The organism is Rhodococcus sp. IEGM 1330 (assembly GCF_033142445.1).
Classification (GTDB): Bacteria; Actinomycetota; Actinomycetes; order Mycobacteriales; family Mycobacteriaceae; genus Rhodococcoides.
On record NZ_JAWLSB010000003.1, the window covers coordinates 142,171 to 160,484 of the forward strand.

The following is an 18,314-nucleotide window of genomic DNA, read 5'->3' on the forward strand; positions in this document are numbered from 1 at the left end:
GGCCTACGATCTGGTGGCAGTGCCCATCGACATCGCGCATCCTCGGAGGAAGCACCTCACGACCGACCTCCCGGTGGTGGGGATCCTCGGCGTGGTCGCGACCCGAATCGGCAGCAATCTCGTTCCGGTGCCGGGTGCGCGGGCGCAGACCCTGCTGGTGGCCTTGGCGCTGGCACCGGGGCGGAGGCGGGCGGCGCAGGCCCTCATCGACGAGGTGTGGCCCGGCGAGCCTCCCCGCTCGCCGAAGAATGCTCTGCAGACGCAGATCTCTCGGCTGCGGTCGGTGTTGCCCGCGGGCGTTGTCGAGAGCGACCGCGGGGGCTATCGGTTGGCTCTCGACGCCGAGGACACCGACCTCGGCCGCGCGCGTGTCCACACTCGCGCTGCGGAGGGTCGACTCGCTTCTTCGGAGTGGCAGGACGCCCTCGATGGTGTGCTCGACGCCCTGAGCCTGTGGCGAGGGGAGCCAGCAGAATCGGTCCGAGTGCAGGCCGAATTGCTCGAGGTCGCGCTGAGGTCCGTACAGATTGCGGCGCTGCTCGGGTTGCGCCGTTTCGATGACGCCATCCCGCTCGCACGAGCGAGAGTCACCGCAGATCCAACCGACGAATTCGCTACCGCCGACCTCATGCGTGCATTGCACGGCGCAGGCAGATCGAACGATGCCCTCACGGTCTTCGTGGTGTTGCGAACCGAACTCGCCGAACGTCTGGGAACGGACCCCTCGCCGGCCGTGACCGCGTTGAACACCGAGATCCTGGGACACACCGCACCGAAGATGCTGCAGACCATCGGTCTGCGTGCCGCACCGAACGCACTCATCGGACGAGGCGACGACGTCGACGCGATCGAGGCACTGCTCGGCAGTTCTCGCGTCACCACTGTCCTCGGTCCCGGCGGCGCGGGCAAGACGCGGATCGCACACGAACTCGGTCGCCGCGCTGCGGCCCACATGTCGGTAGCTTTCGTCGAACTGGCATCGCTGCGCAGCGAGGAGGACGTCGCGTCGGCGATCGGAGCGACCCTCGGGCTCACCGAGGCCGACGTCAAGGTCGGTGGGCTTCAGGTCACCCGGATCCATTCGATTCGGGAACGGCTGGTCGATGTCTTCTCGACGCGGCGGGGTTTGCTGATTCTCGACAATTGCGAGCACGTGATCGACGAGGTCGCGGTGGTGGTCGACGCCCTGGTGGCGTCGACCGACGCGGTGACTGTGCTGGCGACGTCGCGTTCCCCGATGGGGATCACGGCCGAGTCGGTCTTCCCGCTGCCGTCATTGGGCGTCACCGGCTCGAATTCGCCTGCAACGGAACTGTTCTGCATCAGGGCGCGGGCGGTCCGACCGTCGGCGCGCCTCGAACCCGACGCGGTGGCCCGCCTGTGCCGTACGTTGGACGGATTGCCGTTGGCGATCGAACTGGCTGCGGCGCGGGTCAAGTCGATGAGCGTCGAGGAGATCGACGCGAGGCTCGACCGTCGCTTCACGCTACTGCGATCGGCGGATCGAACCAGGCCGGAACGGCATCGGACGTTGCATGCCGTCATCGACTGGAGTTGGAATCTGCTCGACGCCACCGAGCAGGCGGCGCTGCGTCGGCTGTGTCGGTTTCCAGCGGGATTCGATCTCGACGCAGCGAGGCGAGTGGCGCAATGGGCTGCAGTGGAGGATGTTTCGGCTGCGCTCGACGGTCTGGTGAATCAGTCCATGCTCAGCGTGGTCGAGACGCCGATCGGTATTCGTTACCACATGCTCGAGACAGTGCGCGAGTACGGCGAGGAGCAGCTCGACGCCAGTGGCGAGGCCCGAGCCGTCGCAGCTCGACTGCGCGAGTGGTCCACGTCCGTCGCGGTTCGGGTATCCGCCGGCTACTCCGGTGGGCGTCCGGCCGAGATGGTGGCGCTCATGGAAGCCGAACACGACAACCTGCTGTCGGTGATGAGACATTCGCTCGAGCAACAGTTTTCGGACAACGTGTGCACGTTGTTCTCGGTACTGGGCTACTTCTGGGCCATGCGTGGGGCGCATTCGGAGGTGCTCAACTGGGCAGACAGAGTCCAGACCAGTATGCGTGGCGGGATGCTCGGCACGCCCGACGACAATGCCGCGATGACCCTGCTGGTGCTGGCGGCGCACTACGCCTACGGCGGGAATCTACGTCGGATAGCTCGCATCCGAGTGGACCTCCGGCGCCTGCTGCACGGACGGGCGGGGATATCGCCGGGGCTGCGCTTCAACTCGGAGGTTCTGGTCCACCACGCCGGGGGTCGAGGTGTGGCCCGAAAACTGGCCCTTGCCATTCGATCCGAACACGACGACGTTCGCTGCAACGCGTACGTCGTTCGCTCGATGCTGGCTCAGAACTCGGGCCGCCTGTACGAGTCGATCCGAGACGGCGAGCAGGCGCTCGTCATCGCACGGCGTCGGGGCGACCTGTGGGCCGTTGGCTCGACGTCGCAGACGCTGGCCAGCTCGTACGGACTGGCGGGTGATCACGCGAGGGCCGTGGAGTACTACCGAATCTCGGCCGACGTCATGTGGGAGATGCACGCGTTCGAGGAGAGCATGCAGACGCGCACTTTTCTGGCGATGGCGTTGATCGGAGCCGGTCGCGTGGACGAGGGACGCGGACTGATCGACGAGTTGGAGGCCGTGGCGCAGGGGCAGGAGATCACCCTCGATCCGCCCTCGGACAACGACATCGGTGCCCGCTGGGATCGCGCTCAGCAGAGGTCGAGTTCCGCGTCGCTGACGGCGGCGCGGGCTGCGGCGGATATCGAGGACGGTGCCGTCGAGCAGGGTCTCGAGGGTTTTCGCGGCGCATTGGCGTTGGGTGGGTGGCCGTCGGAGGATCCGAGTGATCCGTTCATGACCATTCTGGTGTGTGCGGGCGTCGGTGCGCACGTTTTGCACGGTCGTGCCGAGGACATGGCCGATGCGGTGGCCGCGTTGACGCGCAAGCCGTGGAACGTATTGGTTCCGGGTGGTTTCTACGACATTCCGATGCTCGGCGCGGTTGCGTGTGCGGTGGGTTCGTTCGAGATTCACAGTGGAGACCGGGCGTTGGGGGCGCAGTTGTTGGCGGTGTCGAAGAAGGCGGTGGGTCGGCAGGACTTCCCGACGATGCGGATCGATCGGCATCTGAGTGCGGCCCGAGCGATCGCCGGTGACCGCGAGGTCGATGCCGGGCTCGCTCGGGCCGCTGTATTCACCAGGAATGGTGCGCTGCAGGAGATTCTGCGGTTGCTTCCGTTGGTCTAGGCCTTGCGCATGTACATTCTGACGGTCAGTGGGGCGAAGATCGCGACGATGACTGCGGCTCCGACGAGTGAGTACACGACGTGAATTCCGAAGTGCCCGTTGTTTGCCAGTTCACGAACGGCCGTCACCAGGTGTGAGACGGGGTTGACGTCGGCGAAGGCGCGCAGCCAACTCGGCATCGTGCTGGTGTCGACGAAGGCGTTGGACAGGAACGTCAGTGGGAACATCACCAACATCGAGATGCCCTGGACCGAGGAGGCTTTGCTCATCAGGGTGCCCAGGAGCGCGAAGATCCAGCTGATCGCCCAGGCGCAGAACATCACCAGCAGCACCGCCCCGAGGAGACCGAGTGCTCCGCCCACCGGGTGATAGCCCATCGCGAATCCGGTGAGAAAGCAGACGACCGCGGCGATGAGGTAGCGGATGGCGTCGGCCATCAATACGCCTGCAAGCGGGGAAATTCGAGCGATCGGGAGCGATCGGAAGCGGTCGAAGACGCCCTTGTCCATGTCTTCGCGTAGCTGTACGCCGGTGACGACGGAACCGGTGATGACCGTTTGCACCAGGATTCCCGGCACGATCAAGGGCAGGTACGAGGTGACGTCGCCTGCGACCGCGCCGCCGAAGATGTAGCTGAACATCAGCGTGAAGATGATCGGCAGCAGCACCACATCGGTGAGTTGTTCCGGATTGTGGCGGAGCTTGAGCAGTCCGCGATATCCCATGGTGGCGGACTGTGCGGCGGTGCGGGCCAGGCCGATGTGTCGCACGACCGGTCGGTCGGCGGGGTCGATGTATGTCGAAGACTGCGGGGTGAGTGTGGTGGTCATGCTGCGTCCTCGTCTGCGCTCTTGCCGGTGAGGGTCAAGAAGACCTCGTCCAGGCTGGGTTTGGTGACGGTGATTTCATTGACGTCGATTCCGAAGTCGCGCAGGCGAATCAAGATGTCGGGGGTCATCGACGTGTCGGTCATCGGTGCGGTGAGTCGAGCCGACTCGGGGCTGGTGGCCACCTCGACGCCCAGCTGTTCGGCAACCAATGCTCGTGCATCGTCGATCCGGTGTCGGTCGGTCAGAGTCAGTGCGAGAGCGGATGTACCCACCGAGGACTTGAGCCCGTCGGCGGTGTCGTCGGCGATGACGCGGCCGTGGTCGATGACGGCGATTCGATCGCACAGTTGGTCGGCCTCGTCGAGGTACTGGGTGGTGAGAAGGACGGTCGAGCCCTCGGCGACGAGGCGGCGGATGGTGTCCCACATCTGCGCTCGGGTGCGGGGGTCGAGCCCGGTGGTCGGCTCGTCGAGGAACAGCAGCGGTGGTGCCGAGATCAGGCTCGCGGCCAGATCGAGGCGTCGACGCATGCCGCCGGAGAACATCTTCAACGGTCTCGACGCCGCCTCGGTCAGCCCGAATTCCTCGAGGAGGTCGACGGCTTTGGCCTTGCTCTCGCGGCGACCGAGCCCGAGTAGGCGGGAGAAGACGACGAGATTCTCGGTTGCCGTGAGGTCCTCGTCGACCGACGCGTACTGGCCGGTGACGCCGACGAGTGACCGGACGGCGGTGGCGTCGGCGACGACATCGTGGCCGAAGACGCGGGCCGACCCGCCGTCGGGTCGCAGGAGGGTGGCGAGCATGCGGACCGTCGTGGTCTTGCCCGCGCCGTTGGGACCGAGGACGCCGTAGACCGCCCCGGTGGGAACGGTCAGGCTGACGCCGTCGACGGCGCGTTGCTTACCGAATGTCTTGACGAGGTTCTGGGCCTCGATTGCTGGTGTGGTCATGGGGCCAACGATCGCCCCGGGCGCTTGCACGACGCGTACGTCGCGCTTGCGTCCGCTGTCCGGCCAGGTCAGAGCGGGAGCGAGGTCTCCGTGAGTCCGACGCCCCCGGTGCCGCGTAGCTTTCTGAACCATTCGGTGCCGAACGTGGTGGCGAGGTCCTCGAGAGACATCTGCAGAAACGGTCCGAAATCGCCGACCTGTGTTTCGTGGGCTTCCATTGCTCCCCGTTTGGCGTCCATCACGCTGGACACGTCGACCACCGTCGTGATCTCGGTCTCCGGCAGGCCGAAGGTCTCCATGTCCGGCGGTGACGCTTCCTCGCCCCAGTGCGGATTGGCTTCCATCAGCTTGCGCATGTGATCGCGGTTGGTGGTGGTCTCGTACACGAAACGAGTCTCGGCGATCTCGGTGGCGCGCTTGCCGACGACGTGAACCTGGATGTGGTCGGGGTGGCCGTAGCCACCGTTCGGGTCGTAGATGGTGACGACGTCGGCCTGCTCCTCGAGCAGGACGTCGGCCAGGCGTTGCGCTGCGGCGTCGACGTCGACGTTGCAGAACGCGTCGGGGTTGGCGTTCTCCGGAGTACCGGCCATTCCGGAATCGGCGTAGTGCAGCCGCACGATGCGGGAGACCCCGAGAACGGCGGCCGAACGATCCAGCTCGACGCGTCTGCGCTCGGCCAACGATTCGCCGTCCGTGAGGATTCCGTCGGGGAACTCGCCGAGGGCACCGTCGGTCGCGGTGACCAGGACGACGCGGTGGCCGGCATCGGCGGCGAGGCGCATCACGCCACCGGTGCCGAACACCTCGTCGTCGGGATGTGCGTGAAAGCAAACCAGGACACTCATGTACTGAATGCTTGCACGTCGAAGTGGGTGCAGCCCAGTCGGCGGAGAAATACGATCGGGTAGTGACTACACGGCAGACGGCCAGGATCGGTTCGTTGTGGCGGGGCTCGCGAGGGGATCGGTACTGCCGCGCGCTGCATCCCGTCGGCCTGCTGTTCGCCGTTGTGTTCTTTGCGCTGTCGATGACTCCATCGTTGTTGCCCCGCGTCTGGTACCTACAGTCTGTTGCCACCGGAATCAGCGTCGCGATCGGATACGGCGTCGGATGCCTCATCGCGTGGGTGGTGCGACTCTGTGGGGTGTCGCCGGATTGGTCCGAGCAGTGGCGTCGACGCGGGTGGTGGGCGTTGGCTGTTGCTGCGGCAGTGGCGATTCCGCTGTTTCTGATCCTGGGATCGTGGTGGCAGCAGATCGTCCGCAAGCTCGTCGGTGTGGAAGATTCCGGCAGGCCGCTGTACATCGCGGTGCTGGTGGTCTCCCTGGTGGTTGCCGTGGCCGTGTTGGCGTTGGGTCGTCTGCTGCGGCGGGCATCTCAGGCGTTGACGCGGTGGGGCAAGCAGTACGTGCCGAAGCCGGTCGCGAGGATCGCCAGCGTGATTGTCGTGGCCCTGTTGGTGGTGTTCGCCGTCAACGGCGCGCTCATCCGCGGCATCGTGGCGGTCGCGGAGAGTTCGGCCTCGACTGCAGACCGCGGCAACCATGAGGGCGTCGAGAAGCCCACCGCGGCCGAACTGTCGGGTTCGGACGCCTCGAACGAGGAGTGGGATTCCCTGGGGCAGGAGGGTCGACGCTTCGTCGTGTCCGGGGTATCGCCGGACGAGATCACTGAGTTCACCGGAAGGCCTGCGGTGCAACCGATCCGTGCTTACGCGGGCGTGGAGTCCGCGGACACCGTCGAGGGCGTTGCCGAGCGGGTGGTGGCAGAGCTCGACCGTACCGGCGCATTTTCGCGCGCAGTGCTCGCGGTCGCGACGACCACCGGACGGGGGTGGGTGAACGAAAACGTCGCTCGCCCTTTGGAATACCTGTACGACGGCAATTCGGCGATCGCGTCGATGCAGTACTCGTTCCTGCCGAGCCCGATGGCATTTCTGGCCGACCGGCAGACTCCGCAGGATGCCGGACGGGCTCTCTTCGAGGCGGTGTACGAGGTGTGGAGCGAGCTCCCCGAGGATTCGCGACCGAAGCTGGTGTTGTTCGGCGAGAGCCTCGGTGCGTACGGCGGGCAGGATGCGTTCAGCGGCGCGCAGGACATGATCGCGCGCATCGACGGTGCCCTCTGGGTCGGCAATCCGAACTTCACGCCCCAGTGGGCGCGCATCACTGCCGGACGCGACGCCGGTTCCCGGGAGATCCTGCCCGTCGTCGACGGCGCAGAGCACGTTCGATTCGCCAGCTCTTCCGGTGACCTCGACATCGGTGGGTCGTGGGAGGAGCCCCGAATCGTGTACTGGCAGCACGCATCCGATCCCATCGTGTGGTGGTCGCCGGATTTGATCCTGAACCGGCCCGACTGGCTACGAGAACCGCGCGGTGCCGACGTCGACCCCGGAGTGCAGTGGTTCCCGTTCGTGACCTTCTGGCAGTTGACGTTCGATCAGGTCTTCTCCACGAACGTCGACGACGGACACGGCCACAGCTACGGAGCCGACGCGGTGAACATGTGGGCCGACATCCTCGAGCCGCCGGGCTGGACGGACGCCGATGTGGAGCGGTTGTACGAGAAGATGGCGGGCTGAGGCGTCGGCTGGTCGGTTGCTCGGGTGACCACTCCGCCGCAAACGCGCGCGCGTTTGCCGGACGCGCTCAGGTTCGCGACCTGTTCGTCGACCAATTCGCGCGCACCTGACAAACGCGCGCGCATTCGTGCGTGAGACAGTGCACCCCATGCCGCCTTCCTCTGCTGGTCGACTCAGCGCTGACGACGACCTGTCGACGGTTCTCGAGCTCGAACGAGAGCTGCAGACTGCGGAATGTCGACGCGATCGCGAGAGACTGGCCAGTCTGCTCGCCGACGACTTCACCGAAGTCGGAGCCTCGGGCACGGTGTGGGACAAGTCGTCGATACTCGACATGCTCGGCAGCGAAAGCTCCGTCGAGATCGAGGTGATAGAACTGAGTGGACGGGTGATCGGATCCAATTGTGTTCTGGTGCAATGGATTTCGAGAACAGCGGAGCTGCGCGCTCGGCGAACCTCGCTGTGGCGGCGTACGGACACCGGATGGGAACTGGTGCACCACCAAGGCACGCCGATCGGGTGACCACTCGGGCGCAAACGCGCGCGCGTTTGCTGAACGCGCGCACGTTCGCCACGTGTTCGCTGACTATTCCGCGCGGCACCTGACAATTGCGCGCGCGTTTGCGGTCAACCGAGGGCCGCAGCGTCGAATGGGAGTCCCCAGTAACTCAGCGCTTCTCCAACACGGTTCGCAGTTCCGCCCGATTCAGTTTTCCCGGACCTCGTGTCGGTAGGGAATCGAGTAGAAACAACTCTCGTGGCGCTGCGGTGATGTCCAGCGAAGCAGCAACGTGGGAGCGCAAGTCCGCCAATGTCACCGGAGCGGAGGCGACGACTGCGACCACCACTTTCTGGCCCAGTCGCTCGTCGGGCAACCCCACGACGGCGCATTCTCGTATTGCCGGGTGTGTTGCCAGTGCAGCCTCGACGACCTGCGGAACGACGGTCAATCCACCGGTCGAGATTGCCTCGTCGAGTCGCCCCGAGATGCTCAGAACCCCGTCGACGATGGTTCCGGCGTCGTCGGTGCGGAACCAGCCCGGTTCGGCGAAGGCCGGATGATCGGGCAGCCCGCGGTATCCCGAGGCCAGGGTCTTTCCACCCAACACGACCCTGCCGTCGTCGATGCGTACGACGGTGCTGTGCAGCGGAACCCCGTCGTACACGCAGCCGCCGGCCGTTTCGCTCATTCCGTAGGTTCGCACCAACCGGATTCCCGCGTCGTGTGCCTTCTCTCGCAGCGGAACCGGCGTCGCGGCCCCGCCGAGCAGCACTGCGTCCAGCGAGGCAAGGGCCGCGACCGCCTCGGGGATCTCGAATGCCTTCACCAACTGCCCGGGGACCAGCGAGGTGTAGCGCAGGGGTCCCGACATCAGGCCAATCGCGTCGATCAGAACGGTGGGATCGAAACCACCGGACACGTCCATGACGACGGGCGAGGTTCCGGCGAGCACACTGCGTAGCAGCACCTGCATTCCGGCGATGTGGTGCGCGGGCAACGCCAGCAGCCACGACCCTGGTCCGCCGAGTCGCTCCTCGGTGGCCGTTGCGGAGGCCACCAGTGCGGACGCGGAGAGCATGGCTCCCTTGGGGACACCCGTCGTCCCGGAGGTCGCGACGACCAGGGCGACGCCGTCGTCGATGGGGGTTCCCGGTGCCAATGCGTCGTGCAGGCGCTCGGTCTCACGCGGATCGTCGGTGGGCACGGGAAGCAGGGCCGGGCCGTCGCCGGCGAGCATGCGGCTCAGCCGCGGCATGATGTCCGCCGCTCCCGGTCCCGATGGAATGGATACGCTCTCGAGCACGGACTCGAGGCTAGTCGTCGGGATCGATCGCGGACGGGCGCACCTACCGGTCCCGCGGTTGTCACCCGACATCGAGTCGCTGTGGAACAGTGGAACATCGTGAAGGGATCGGGCATGGACGACGCGGCGTGGGCGGCTCTGTCGTACTTCGATGCCGTCGATCCCGCGCTCGCCGCCGATGCGCGCCTGGGGTGGGACGGTCTGGTCGACGTGTCTCCTCCCGCGGGCCCGACGCAACATTCCGTGCAGACCTACCTGTGGGTGTACCTGCGCCACGCGGCCGAGGGGCCCGATCGCGCGGTCGACATCGCCCGTGCGCTCGGCGACCTACTCGACCGGCTCGGACGCGTCGGATACGCGGAGATCGCCCGAAGCGCTGTCACCGAGGAGCTCGTGCGAACATCCGACGACGCCGTCTGGTTGCAGCACTATCGCGCCGCCACCGAACAATCGGGCATCGGTGCCGTCGATACCGAGCTCGTCACCTGGCAGGACGCCCCGACCGGCGTCGAGCGGGCTATCGTCGAAAAGATCGGCGAGACACTGGAAGTCGCGACCATCGCCGGCGAGTTCGAGCCGTCGAAGCCCGGTGGGCGACCGCTCGGAGCCAACGCGCAGGCCATGCGTCGACGCGGCGTCACCGATGCTGTGCTGACGACCGATCGAGGCAAGGACGACTCCGAGGCCGTCCTGCTCGAACAGCTTCTCGACCACCGCATCGAGTTGTGGAGCAACTACAGCGCACCGCGGGCCGAGCTGTATCTGGGGCTGCGCGAGACGTTGCACGAGGCCGCCCGGCCGGTGTACGGCTGTGTACGCAGGCTCGAGAGCTTCATCGGATGCATCGGGGACGGCGTCGCGTTGACCGACGCCGGGTACCTGCCGGACGAGCTGGTGGCGAGCATCGCGAACACCGTGTTTCCTCCGGCCGAACGTCCCTCGCATGTCGGCCGCGAACTCGACACGGAGAAAGTGCTGATCGTCCGACGCCTCCTGATGAGGGTGCGTCTGCTGCGTCGTTCCGCCGGGCGGTTGGTACCGACAGCCCGAACTCGGCAGCTCAGCTCCGACGGGCTCTGGCGCGTGCTCACCGCAGGCATCGTCGGCACCGAATATCATCCGGACACGATTGCCGCGGAGGTCGTTCTGGCGCGCATGATCGTCGGTCACGATGTCGCCGACGTGGAAGCGACAGCAGACGACCTGGCGCGTCTGCTGCGCGCCGAGGGATGGACCCATTCCGGCGAAGAGCCCGCTGCCGAGCACGCCGAGCCGCTCGCTCGGACCCTGGTTGCCGAACTGAGCGCACTCGGCGCGTTCGAGTTGTCGGAACCGGGCCACGCGTCCGGATCACAGTCGTCCGGCTCGGTCGCGACCGATGAAGGCAAGCGACTCGCCGCAGCGGTACTGCGGCATCGGCTCCTGCACACGCGCTATCCGTCGTTGTGACCGCTCTCGGATGGGCTATCGGTCGAAACTGGAGATCCGGCACGGTTAAGCTCACCTGGATCCGGTTCCAGAACGGGCCCGGCTGTTCGTTGCGAGGTGATGCCGGTGGACGGTGAGGTCGCGGACACCGCGCGCTCCCAGTCTCGCCGGCAGAGCGACTCCGCTCGTCGATACCTCGATGTCGAGGCGACGACGCCTGCTCTGCGATCGACGGTCGAATTCGCCGCACGCAGCGTCGGATTCGCCATCGCCCAACTCAACGTGCTCGACGAGGACACTCAGTACACGCTGGTCAACGTCGGCGGACCGCCGGTGTCCACGGTCGTGCGAGCCGACACCCTCTGCGACGACGTGGTGCGCTCCGGCGAACCCGCAGTCGTGGCGCACGGACGCGTCCACGCCACCACCCGACAGCGCGCCATCCTCGACGACAACGGCATCGCGTCCTACGCGTCGGTTCCGCTGCGCGGGCGAGAGGGCCTGGTGATCGGTACCCTCTGCCTGCTCGATCGCACGCCGCGCTCGCTGTCGGGTGAGCAGATGCAGGAACTCGAACAGTTCGCGTCGGTACTCGAGGAGCAACTCGACCTACATCGTCGTGTCGGATCGGGCGTCATCCGGCTCGGTAGCGACAACGACATCGCCGACTCCATCGCCGACGGTCACATCGTCCCCTGGTTCCAGTCGATCGTGGATCTACGGACGGAGGAGATCGTCGGCTTCGAGGCGTTGGCGCGTTGGCACCACCCCACCCGCGGGATGGTGGTGCCTGCGGATTTCGTACCGTTCGCCGAGGCCAGCGAACTGATCATCGACGTCGACCTCAGTGTCCTCGCGCAGGCCGCCGCGGAGATGAAGAAGTGGCACGTCCATCGTCCGGACCTGCGGCTGACCGTCAACATCTCGGGACGCCACCTCGCGCATCCCGACGGCGTCAGTCAGCTGCAGCGTGCCATCGCGTCCTCCGGGGTGTCGCCGTCGTCGATCTCGCTCGAGCTCACCGAGACCACTGCCGTGACGCCGGGGCCGCTGCTGCGCAGGCACATCGACGACGTGCATCGGCTGGGCTTTCGGGTGCTGCTGGACGATTTCGGTTCGGGCTGGTCCTCACTCGAACGACTGGTGACGTTGCAGCCCGACGGGATCAAGATCGACGGGCATCTGACGCGGTTCGTCGACACCGTGGCCGGACGGGCGATGATCAAGTCGTTGGCCGGAGTGGCGAAGGACCTCGATCTGACGATGATCGTGGAAGGCATCGAGAGCCGCGAACAAGCCGACGCTGCGCTCGAGCTCGGCTGCACTCTGGCTCAGGGGTATCTGTGGTCGCGCCCGCAGTCGGCAACGGCGGTGCTGCGCGCGATCGCCGACGACGCGTCGAAGGGCTAGCGGTTGTCCCGCCGAAGCGGATGATCCTGCGGGATCTGCACCAGCACGATGGGAATCGCGTCCGGATCCTCGATCCACATCTCGATCAAGCCCCACGGCTCCGTCCGGGCCTCACGCAAAATTTCGATGCCGGCAGCCGTCAATTCCTCTGTGGCAGAGTCGATATCGCGTACCTGTAACCAGAGAGCGCCGGAGAACGACCCCGATTCGTCGCCGCGATGGTGCGCAGCGACCTCGAGCAGACCCTGACCCGCGAAGAACACCGTCCCGCCGGGGTATTCGCGACACACGGCCAACGAGAGACCGTCACGGTAGAACGCAAGAGTCCTCTCGTAGTCGACCGGCCGGAGAATTGTCCGAGAAGCGAGGATGTCCACCACGCATGAATACCACGGCTACGATCACAGCACGGTCGTGACGATCCGATCGCCGCCGGCGGCTTTGGCCTTGTACATCACCGAATCTGCCACTCGTATTGCGCGCGGCACGATGTCGATGTCCTCGTCCCACAGCGACGAGTTCCAGTGCACGATCGCGGCTCCGATGCTGACGGTCACCGCGACGGTGTCCGCCGGGTTGCACTGAGCTGTGCGCACGCCATGGATCAGCGTGTCGATGTGCAGTTGCGACGTCGACACCACGGCGAGGTATTCCTCACCGCCGGTGCGCGCCAGTACGCCGTATTCGCCCAGGTGCGAACCGAGCCGGTCGGCGATCCGGACGATGACCGCATCGCCTTCCACGTGGCCGTGCTCGTCGTTGATGGACTTGAACCCGTCGATGTCCACCACCAGGACCGCCGTGCAACGCTCGGCTTGCCGACCCGATATCCATACCTCGTCCATCGCCGCGCCGAGTCCGCGTCTGTTGAGCAGTCCTGTCAGTGGATCGAGCAACGACGTGCGGGCATCGTCGGTCAGCATGGTGACGATCAGGTGCGAGACCAGCGGTACTGCGGAAATGGCCAGGAGTACGACCATGATCCGGAAGATCAACGTCGCGATGTGCATCTCCTCCGAGCCGTAAGTCACCGCCGCGGCGACGAGGGTGCATGTCACTGCGAACATCAAGTGTGCAAGCAGCCAGCGGGCGCTGAGAAAAAATGTGCAGAAGGTGCCGATCACCGCAAACACAGCGCACGTGAGGAGTGCCTCGGCGGGCGGGTTGATCACGATCGCGGATGCACTGCCGACATCGGCGAAGATGGCGAACGCAACCACCCCGCGTCGGCCCGGGAACGGTCTGGTGAACCACGCCGCGCTCACCACGACGACCGAGATGAGCAGTAACGCCCTCCACACAAGAGCTATGGGGCTGTGTCTGGTGTCCGGAGAGAAGAACGCCGCCAAGGCCAGCAAACCGAAATCGAAGGTCAGGATTCCCAGCACCCAGCGAACCATTTTTCCGCTGGGCCGAGAGTTCTGGAAGTCCGCCATCCAGTGGTAATCGTAGGGCTGAACGAACCACGCCCGGAGTGCATGCGCGGCGGTACCGAGGGGGCCGCGCTGCTGGGGCGTGTTCATCGAGGACTCAGAAATATCGAGGGAACGGTGACCAGTCGGGCTCGCGCTTTTCCAGGAAGGAGTCGCGCCCCTCCACTGCCTCGTCGGTCATATAGGCCAGACGCGTTGCCTCGCCGGCGAACAGTTGCTGGCCCACCAGGCCGTCGTCCTGCAAATTGAAGGCGTACTTCAACATTCGTTGGGCCTGAGGTGATTTCGCGTTGATCTTCGCAGCCCACTCGATGGCCGTGTTCTCGAGTTCTGCGTGATCGACCACCCTGTTCACTGCGCCCATCAGGTGCATCTCCTCGGCCGAGTACGTCTCGCCGAGAAAGAATATCTCCCGGGCGAACTTCTGGCCGACCATCTTCGCCAAATACGCACTGCCGTAACCACCGTCGAAGCTGCCGACGTCCGCGTCGGTCTGCTTGAACCGGGCATGTTCGCGGCTCGCGAGAGTCAGATCGCACACCACGTGCAGGCTGTGTCCGCCGCCTGCTGCCCAGCCGTTGACCAAGCAGATGACCACCTTGGGCATGAACCGAATCAGCCGCTGTACTTCGAGGATGTGCAGGCGCCCAGCGCGGGCCTTGTCGACGGTGTCGGCCGTCTCCCCGTCCGCATACTGGTAGCCGCTGCGACCGCGAATGCGCTGATCGCCACCGGAACAGAACGCCCAGCCGCCGTCCTTACTGCTCGGACCGTTGCCGGTGAGCAACACCGTTCCCACGTCCGAGCTGACGCGGGCGTGTTCGAGGGCGCGGTAGAGCTCGTCGACGGTGTGCGGCCTGAACGCATTGCGAATCTCGGGACGATCGAACGCAACCCGCACGGTCGCGTCGGACACATGGCGGTGATACGTGATGTCGGTCAGATCCTCGAAGCCGGGAACGGGACGCCACAGTTCTGGAGTGAAGGTCACGATCTTCACCCTAGTAGGGGCGGGGCCTCAGTCCGTGCCGACCGGTTGGTGCAGCTAGCGTGCAGGCATGACCGACCCGATCGAGCTCGACCGCGATTACGACCACCACGGGGGATTCCCACGTTTTGTGCCCGCGAAGGTGGGGCCCGAGTACGGGCAATTGCTCGAGGCGCTGCGGACCGTCCAAGATCTTGCGGTGTCCACCTCGTTGCCTGCCGAGGTGACCGAGGCAGCGGCGGCGAAGGCTCGGGAACTGATCGAACTGCTGACTCCGCACGTAGTGGCCGAGGGACGCCAGACCGCTGGACGAGTTCCGCGCCTGCCCGGCCGAGGTTCGCTGCTGCTGTTGCCGTGGATCATCGAGAAATTCGACGCCGACGGTGTACGCAGTCGAGGGATGTTTCGACGCTTCCATCTCGGTGGCAACTCGGCCGCGCACGGCGGCACTCTGCCCCTGCTGTTCGACGACCTCTTCGGCCTGATCCAGCACGCGTACGGCAGACCCATCAGCCGCACGGCCTACCTGCATATCAACTATCGCAAGGTGACACCGCTGAACACCGAGCTGATCATCGAGGGCTCGGTCGATCGGGTCGAGGGACGCAAGGCGTTCATCAACGCTCGCCTCACCGACCTCGACGGCAATCTGCTCGCCGACTGTGAGGCGCTGATGGTGCAGCTGCTCCCCGGGCAGCAGTGATGGCACCTTCCCTGGACGACATTCTGGACGGCGCGCATGTGCTCTCGATGCCGATGCGGACCAAGTTTCGCGGCATCACCACCCGTGAGGTCGTGCTGCTGCGCGGTCCCGCCGGGTGGGGCGAGTTCTCGCCGTTTCCCGAATACGACGATGTCGAGTCGGCTCCGTGGTTGGCGTCGGCGATCGAGGCCGCGTGGGACGGCCCGCCGAGCCCGCTGCGCCGACGCATCCCGGTGAACGCGACCGTTCCTGCGGTGGACGCTGCCGAGGTGGCCTCCGTACTGAGTCGGTCTCCCGGGGCGCAGACGGCGAAGGTGAAGGTGGCCGAGAAGGGCCAGACCCTCGCCGACGACGTCGCTCGGGTGCGCGCCGTCCGCGAATTCGTTCCTCGGGTACGAATCGACGCCAACGGCGGTTGGAGCGTCGACGAGGCCGTGGAAGCTCTGACGGCCCTGACCGCCGACGGCCCGCTCGAGTACGCGGAGCAGCCGTGCGCAACGGTGCCCGAGTTGGTCGAGCTGCGGGCTCGCGGGCTGGGAGTACGGGTGGCTGCCGACGAGAGCATTCGCCGAGCCGAGGACCCGATGAAGGTCGTTCGAGCCGGCGGAGCAGACATCGCGGTACTCAAGGTGGCCCCGCTCGGCGGGATGCGGGCTCTGCTCGAGCTGGCCGGAGAGCTGGGGGAGTACGGCGTGCCGGTGGTGGTGTCGAGTGCTCTGGACTCAGCGGTGGGTATCTCGTCCGGGCTGGCCGCAGCAGCTGCGCTGCCGCACCTCGAATTCGCCTGCGGGTTGGGTACGGGCAGCCTGTTCGTTCGAGACGTCGCGCCCGCGCCGGAGGTGATCGACGGGACCTACCCGGCGGACGCGCTCGAACCGGATGCTCAGGCGCTGATCGAACTGGGTGCCGACGCCGATCGCACGCAGTGGTGGATCGATCGAGTTCGGCGCTGCCACGCTCTTCTGCGGTAGTCTTGCGCCCGGTCCGCGCGGGGCCGCTGTCACATCTGGGAGGAAGTTCGAAGTGGTTGCTGCACTCAAGGATTCGCTGCTCGACGAGTCGAAGGCCGACGCTCTGCGCGTCGATGTTCTGGCACTGATCGACGCCGAGGTCGCGGACAAGAAGGGCGCGAGTGGACTCGCGGTCAAGGGGGGATACGGCGCAGTGAAGAAGGTCGGACCGTCGTACATCGACAGTGCGGTCTCGGCCCTGTGGCCCGATTTCGTCGACAAGCTGGACCCGTTCTGGCAGTCGTACAACGCTGCTCCGCAGGGCACGTTCGGTGACTACCTCACCGCCAACGGCGACGCCGCATCCGACGCGCTGCTCTCGGTCACCGATGCTCGCATCGAGGAGACCGACAAGTCCGTCGTCAAGAAGTTCTACGGCAGTCTGCGTGGCTCGGCGAAGAAGAACGTCACCGAGGCGCTGCCGCGCGTGGGTGACCTGGTCGCCAAGCACGCCTGAGCGGCTTCGCCGCATGTGAGTGGAAATTCGTAGTCTGCTACGAATTTCCACTCACATGCGCGTAGCGCTCAATCGCTCCCAGTCGGCTTCCGTCTGATCCGCGTACAGCTGCGCGAAACGGCACAACGCCACCTCGAGGGCATCGGAATCGCCCGTGTATCCCGAGATCATCGACGCGCCACTGGTGCGCGCATGTCCTTTGGCCAGCAGTCGGCCCACCACCCGTGCGTAGTCGACCAGTGCGGGTGCATCGATCGACGACAGGTCGATCGTTCCCTTCATGTTGCGGAACTGTCGCACGTAGTACTGCCGTCCGGCGATGGTCGTCCAACCCAACAGCGGATCGCTGACGGTCTGCAGATCCTGCTGATACTCGACGACGCGTTGCCCTTGATGATCGTGCCAGGCCGATTCGCCGTGCACGTACGGCGCAAGCACCGAGCGTCTGGCCTGCTTGAGCTGCAGAAACACGACGTCGTCCTCGCTGGTGCCCTCGAGCAGAGCCACGTACGCCCGCAGCCCGACGCTGCCGACGCCGACCACGCGGTGCGCCACGTCGATCAACGTGTATCCACCGAGCACTCGACGCCAGTGCGGGGTGAGGGTGAGCAGATACTCGTCCAATCCGACGGCGAGAAGTTCCTCGTCCCTCGCCGAGATGCGCGTGGTGATCGGCGGCTCCTCGACGATTCTGCGCTTGCCGTCGTGCTTCTCGGTGAAACGCGGCAGAACGCGGTCACTGGTGCGTCGACGCGCCTTCTTGGTGGCGCGTTTGATCTCCTTGCGCAGCGACCCCTCGGTGGCGTCGCGCTGCAGCTTCTCGGCCGTCAGACGCTGGAACGAACGTGACATCAGCGGCTCGTCGGCAAGTCGGGCCACCTCGATTCGGTACGCGGACACGCAGGCGGTGACGGCGTCGCGGCACTGATCCTCGGTGCGGCCGTTCTGCCGTCCGGCCACCCAGATGCTCGCGGCGAGGCGTCGCAGATCCCATTCCCAGGCTCCCGGGTGGGCCTCGTCGAAGTCGTTGAGGTCGATGACGAGGTCGCGTTCGGGGGAGGCGTAGAACCCGAAGTTGCCCAGGTGGGCGTCGCCGCTGATGACCGGGTTGATACCGGTCGACGGCAGCATCGCCACGTCCCGGGCCATGACGATGGCCGTGCCGCGCAGGAATCCGTACGGGGACTCGACCATCCGCTCGAGGCGCGTCGGTATCAGCCATTCGATCCGGCCCTGGTGCGAGTATTCGATCTGCTTGACCGGGTCTGGTCGGTCCGCCGGTGGGGTCCAATCGCCGAGCGAGGCGATCGGTACCTTCTCGCGTAGGCGTCGACCCAGTTCGTAGCGTTCGGCGCGGGGGAGAGGACGGGCGCGCAGCGAGGCGAACGACGCACCGTCGACCTCGACCGAGTCGGTGACGACGGTGTGACCTTTTCCCAAGCCGGACATGTGAG

At 65.9% G+C, this 18,314-nt stretch carries 16 protein-coding genes; 8 read left to right on the top strand and 8 right to left on the bottom strand.

All coding sequences use genetic code 11. From position 1 onward, the window contains the following. The first annotated feature begins 19 nt into the window (after positions 1 to 19). Complete coding sequence (locus tag R4P57_RS08805; RefSeq protein WP_317802471.1) at positions 20 to 3,259, top strand: BTAD domain-containing putative transcriptional regulator; 3,240 nt, start codon at positions 20 to 22, stop codon at positions 3,257 to 3,259. Here the strand turns inward: R4P57_RS08805 and R4P57_RS08810 are convergent. The 3 genes from R4P57_RS08810 to R4P57_RS08820 form a co-directional block, all read right to left on the bottom strand. After that, a complete protein-coding gene (locus tag R4P57_RS08810) occupies positions 3,256 to 4,089 on the bottom strand; it encodes an ABC transporter permease (RefSeq protein ID WP_317802472.1) in 834 nt (277 codons plus the stop codon). The two genes, R4P57_RS08805 and R4P57_RS08810, sit on opposite strands and share 4 nt — an antisense overlap. Then, the gene (locus R4P57_RS08815; RefSeq protein ID WP_317802473.1) at positions 4,086 to 5,039 is read right to left on the bottom strand and encodes an ATP-binding cassette domain-containing protein; all 954 of its coding nucleotides are present in this window, start codon (positions 5,037 to 5,039) and stop codon (positions 4,086 to 4,088) included. The genes R4P57_RS08810 and R4P57_RS08815 overlap by 4 nt, the downstream gene beginning before the upstream one ends. 68 nt (positions 5,040 to 5,107) lie before the next feature. Next, positions 5,108 to 5,887, bottom strand: a complete 780-nt coding sequence (locus tag R4P57_RS08820; RefSeq protein ID WP_317802474.1) for a PIG-L family deacetylase — start codon at positions 5,885 to 5,887, stop codon at positions 5,108 to 5,110. 62 nt (positions 5,888 to 5,949) lie between these two features. On the opposite strand from R4P57_RS08820, the gene R4P57_RS08825 reads away from it, so the two are divergent. Continuing rightward, a complete protein-coding gene (locus R4P57_RS08825; protein WP_411742333.1) occupies positions 5,950 to 7,626 on the top strand; it encodes an alpha/beta hydrolase in 1,677 nt (558 codons plus the stop codon). 148 nt (positions 7,627 to 7,774) lie between these two features. After that, positions 7,775 to 8,149 carry a nuclear transport factor 2 family protein gene (locus tag R4P57_RS08830; RefSeq protein WP_317802475.1) on the top strand — a complete coding sequence of 125 codons (375 nt, stop codon included), beginning with the start codon at positions 7,775 to 7,777 and terminating at the stop codon, positions 8,147 to 8,149. A gap of 145 nt (positions 8,150 to 8,294) precedes the next feature. On the opposite strand, the gene menE is transcribed toward R4P57_RS08830, so the two are convergent. Continuing rightward, positions 8,295 to 9,383, bottom strand: coding sequence for an o-succinylbenzoate--CoA ligase (menE, locus tag R4P57_RS08835; protein ID WP_317802792.1), 1,089 nt, complete (start codon positions 9,381 to 9,383; stop codon positions 8,295 to 8,297). A 147-nt stretch (positions 9,384 to 9,530) separates the two neighbouring features. Here menE and R4P57_RS08840 point away from each other — a divergent pair, with 147 nt between their 5' ends. Further along, a complete protein-coding gene (locus R4P57_RS08840; RefSeq protein WP_317802476.1) occupies positions 9,531 to 10,880 on the top strand; it encodes a hypothetical protein in 1,350 nt (449 codons plus the stop codon). Positions 10,881 to 10,985: 105 nt separating this feature from the next. Then, a complete protein-coding gene (locus tag R4P57_RS08845) occupies positions 10,986 to 12,269 on the top strand; it encodes an EAL domain-containing protein (RefSeq protein ID WP_317802477.1) in 1,284 nt (427 codons plus the stop codon). Here R4P57_RS08845 and R4P57_RS08850 read toward each other — a convergent pair. Genes R4P57_RS08850 through R4P57_RS08860 form a run of 3 tightly spaced genes read right to left on the bottom strand, consistent with a single transcriptional unit; the run spans position 12,266 to position 14,693 of the window. After that, a complete protein-coding gene (locus R4P57_RS08850; RefSeq protein ID WP_317802478.1) occupies positions 12,266 to 12,646 on the bottom strand; it encodes a VOC family protein in 381 nt (126 codons plus the stop codon). The two genes, R4P57_RS08845 and R4P57_RS08850, sit on opposite strands and share 4 nt — an antisense overlap. Positions 12,647 to 12,670: 24 nt before the next feature. Continuing rightward, the gene (locus R4P57_RS08855) at positions 12,671 to 13,792 is read right to left on the bottom strand and encodes a GGDEF domain-containing protein (protein WP_317802479.1); all 1,122 of its coding nucleotides are present in this window, start codon (positions 13,790 to 13,792) and stop codon (positions 12,671 to 12,673) included. Between the two features lie 7 nt (positions 13,793 to 13,799). Further along, positions 13,800 to 14,693 (bottom strand): 1,4-dihydroxy-2-naphthoyl-CoA synthase, encoded by an 894-nt coding sequence (locus tag R4P57_RS08860; RefSeq protein WP_317802480.1) that lies wholly within the window; start codon positions 14,691 to 14,693, stop codon positions 13,800 to 13,802. Positions 14,694 to 14,760: 67 nt separating this feature from the next. On the opposite strand from R4P57_RS08860, the gene R4P57_RS08865 reads away from it, so the two are divergent. Genes R4P57_RS08865 through R4P57_RS08875 form a run of 3 tightly spaced genes read left to right on the top strand, consistent with a single transcriptional unit; the run spans position 14,761 to position 16,860 of the window. Further along, a complete protein-coding gene (locus R4P57_RS08865) occupies positions 14,761 to 15,393 on the top strand; it encodes a PaaI family thioesterase (protein WP_317802481.1) in 633 nt (210 codons plus the stop codon). Beyond that, positions 15,393 to 16,364 (top strand): o-succinylbenzoate synthase, encoded by a 972-nt coding sequence (locus R4P57_RS08870; protein ID WP_317802482.1) that lies wholly within the window; start codon positions 15,393 to 15,395, stop codon positions 16,362 to 16,364. The genes R4P57_RS08865 and R4P57_RS08870 overlap by 1 nt, the downstream gene beginning before the upstream one ends. Positions 16,365 to 16,416: 52 nt before the next feature. Continuing rightward, a complete protein-coding gene (locus R4P57_RS08875) occupies positions 16,417 to 16,860 on the top strand; it encodes a DUF6918 family protein (RefSeq protein ID WP_317802483.1) in 444 nt (147 codons plus the stop codon). Positions 16,861 to 16,911: 51 nt separating this feature from the next. Here R4P57_RS08875 and R4P57_RS08880 read toward each other — a convergent pair whose 3' ends face one another. Continuing rightward, a complete protein-coding gene (locus R4P57_RS08880) occupies positions 16,912 to 18,309 on the bottom strand; it encodes a DUF2252 domain-containing protein (RefSeq protein WP_317802484.1) in 1,398 nt (465 codons plus the stop codon). Positions 18,310 to 18,314: the final 5 nt, after the last annotated feature.

Excerpts from the sequence above, each read along its gene's own strand:
- R4P57_RS08855 (WP_317802479.1), bottom strand. The coding sequence starts at position 13,792 with ATGAACACGCCCCAGCAGCGCGGCCCCCTCGGTACCGCCGCGCATGCA.
- R4P57_RS08815 (WP_317802473.1), bottom strand. The coding sequence starts at position 5,039 with ATGACCACACCAGCAATCGAGGCCCAGAACCTCGTCAAGACATTCGGT.
- R4P57_RS08880 (WP_317802484.1), bottom strand. The coding sequence starts at position 18,309 with ATGTCCGGCTTGGGAAAAGGTCACACCGTCGTCACCGACTCGGTCGAG.
- R4P57_RS08810 (WP_317802472.1), bottom strand. The coding sequence starts at position 4,089 with ATGACCACCACACTCACCCCGCAGTCTTCGACATACATCGACCCCGCC.
- R4P57_RS08820 (WP_317802474.1), bottom strand. The coding sequence starts at position 5,887 with ATGAGTGTCCTGGTTTGCTTTCACGCACATCCCGACGACGAGGTGTTC.
- menE (WP_317802792.1), bottom strand. The coding sequence starts at position 9,383 with ATGCCGCGGCTGAGCCGCATGCTCGCCGGCGACGGCCCGGCCCTGCTT.
- R4P57_RS08865 (WP_317802481.1), top strand. The coding sequence starts at position 14,761 with ATGACCGACCCGATCGAGCTCGACCGCGATTACGACCACCACGGGGGA.
- R4P57_RS08870 (WP_317802482.1), top strand. The coding sequence starts at position 15,393 with ATGGCACCTTCCCTGGACGACATTCTGGACGGCGCGCATGTGCTCTCG.
- R4P57_RS08830 (WP_317802475.1), top strand. The coding sequence starts at position 7,775 with ATGCCGCCTTCCTCTGCTGGTCGACTCAGCGCTGACGACGACCTGTCG.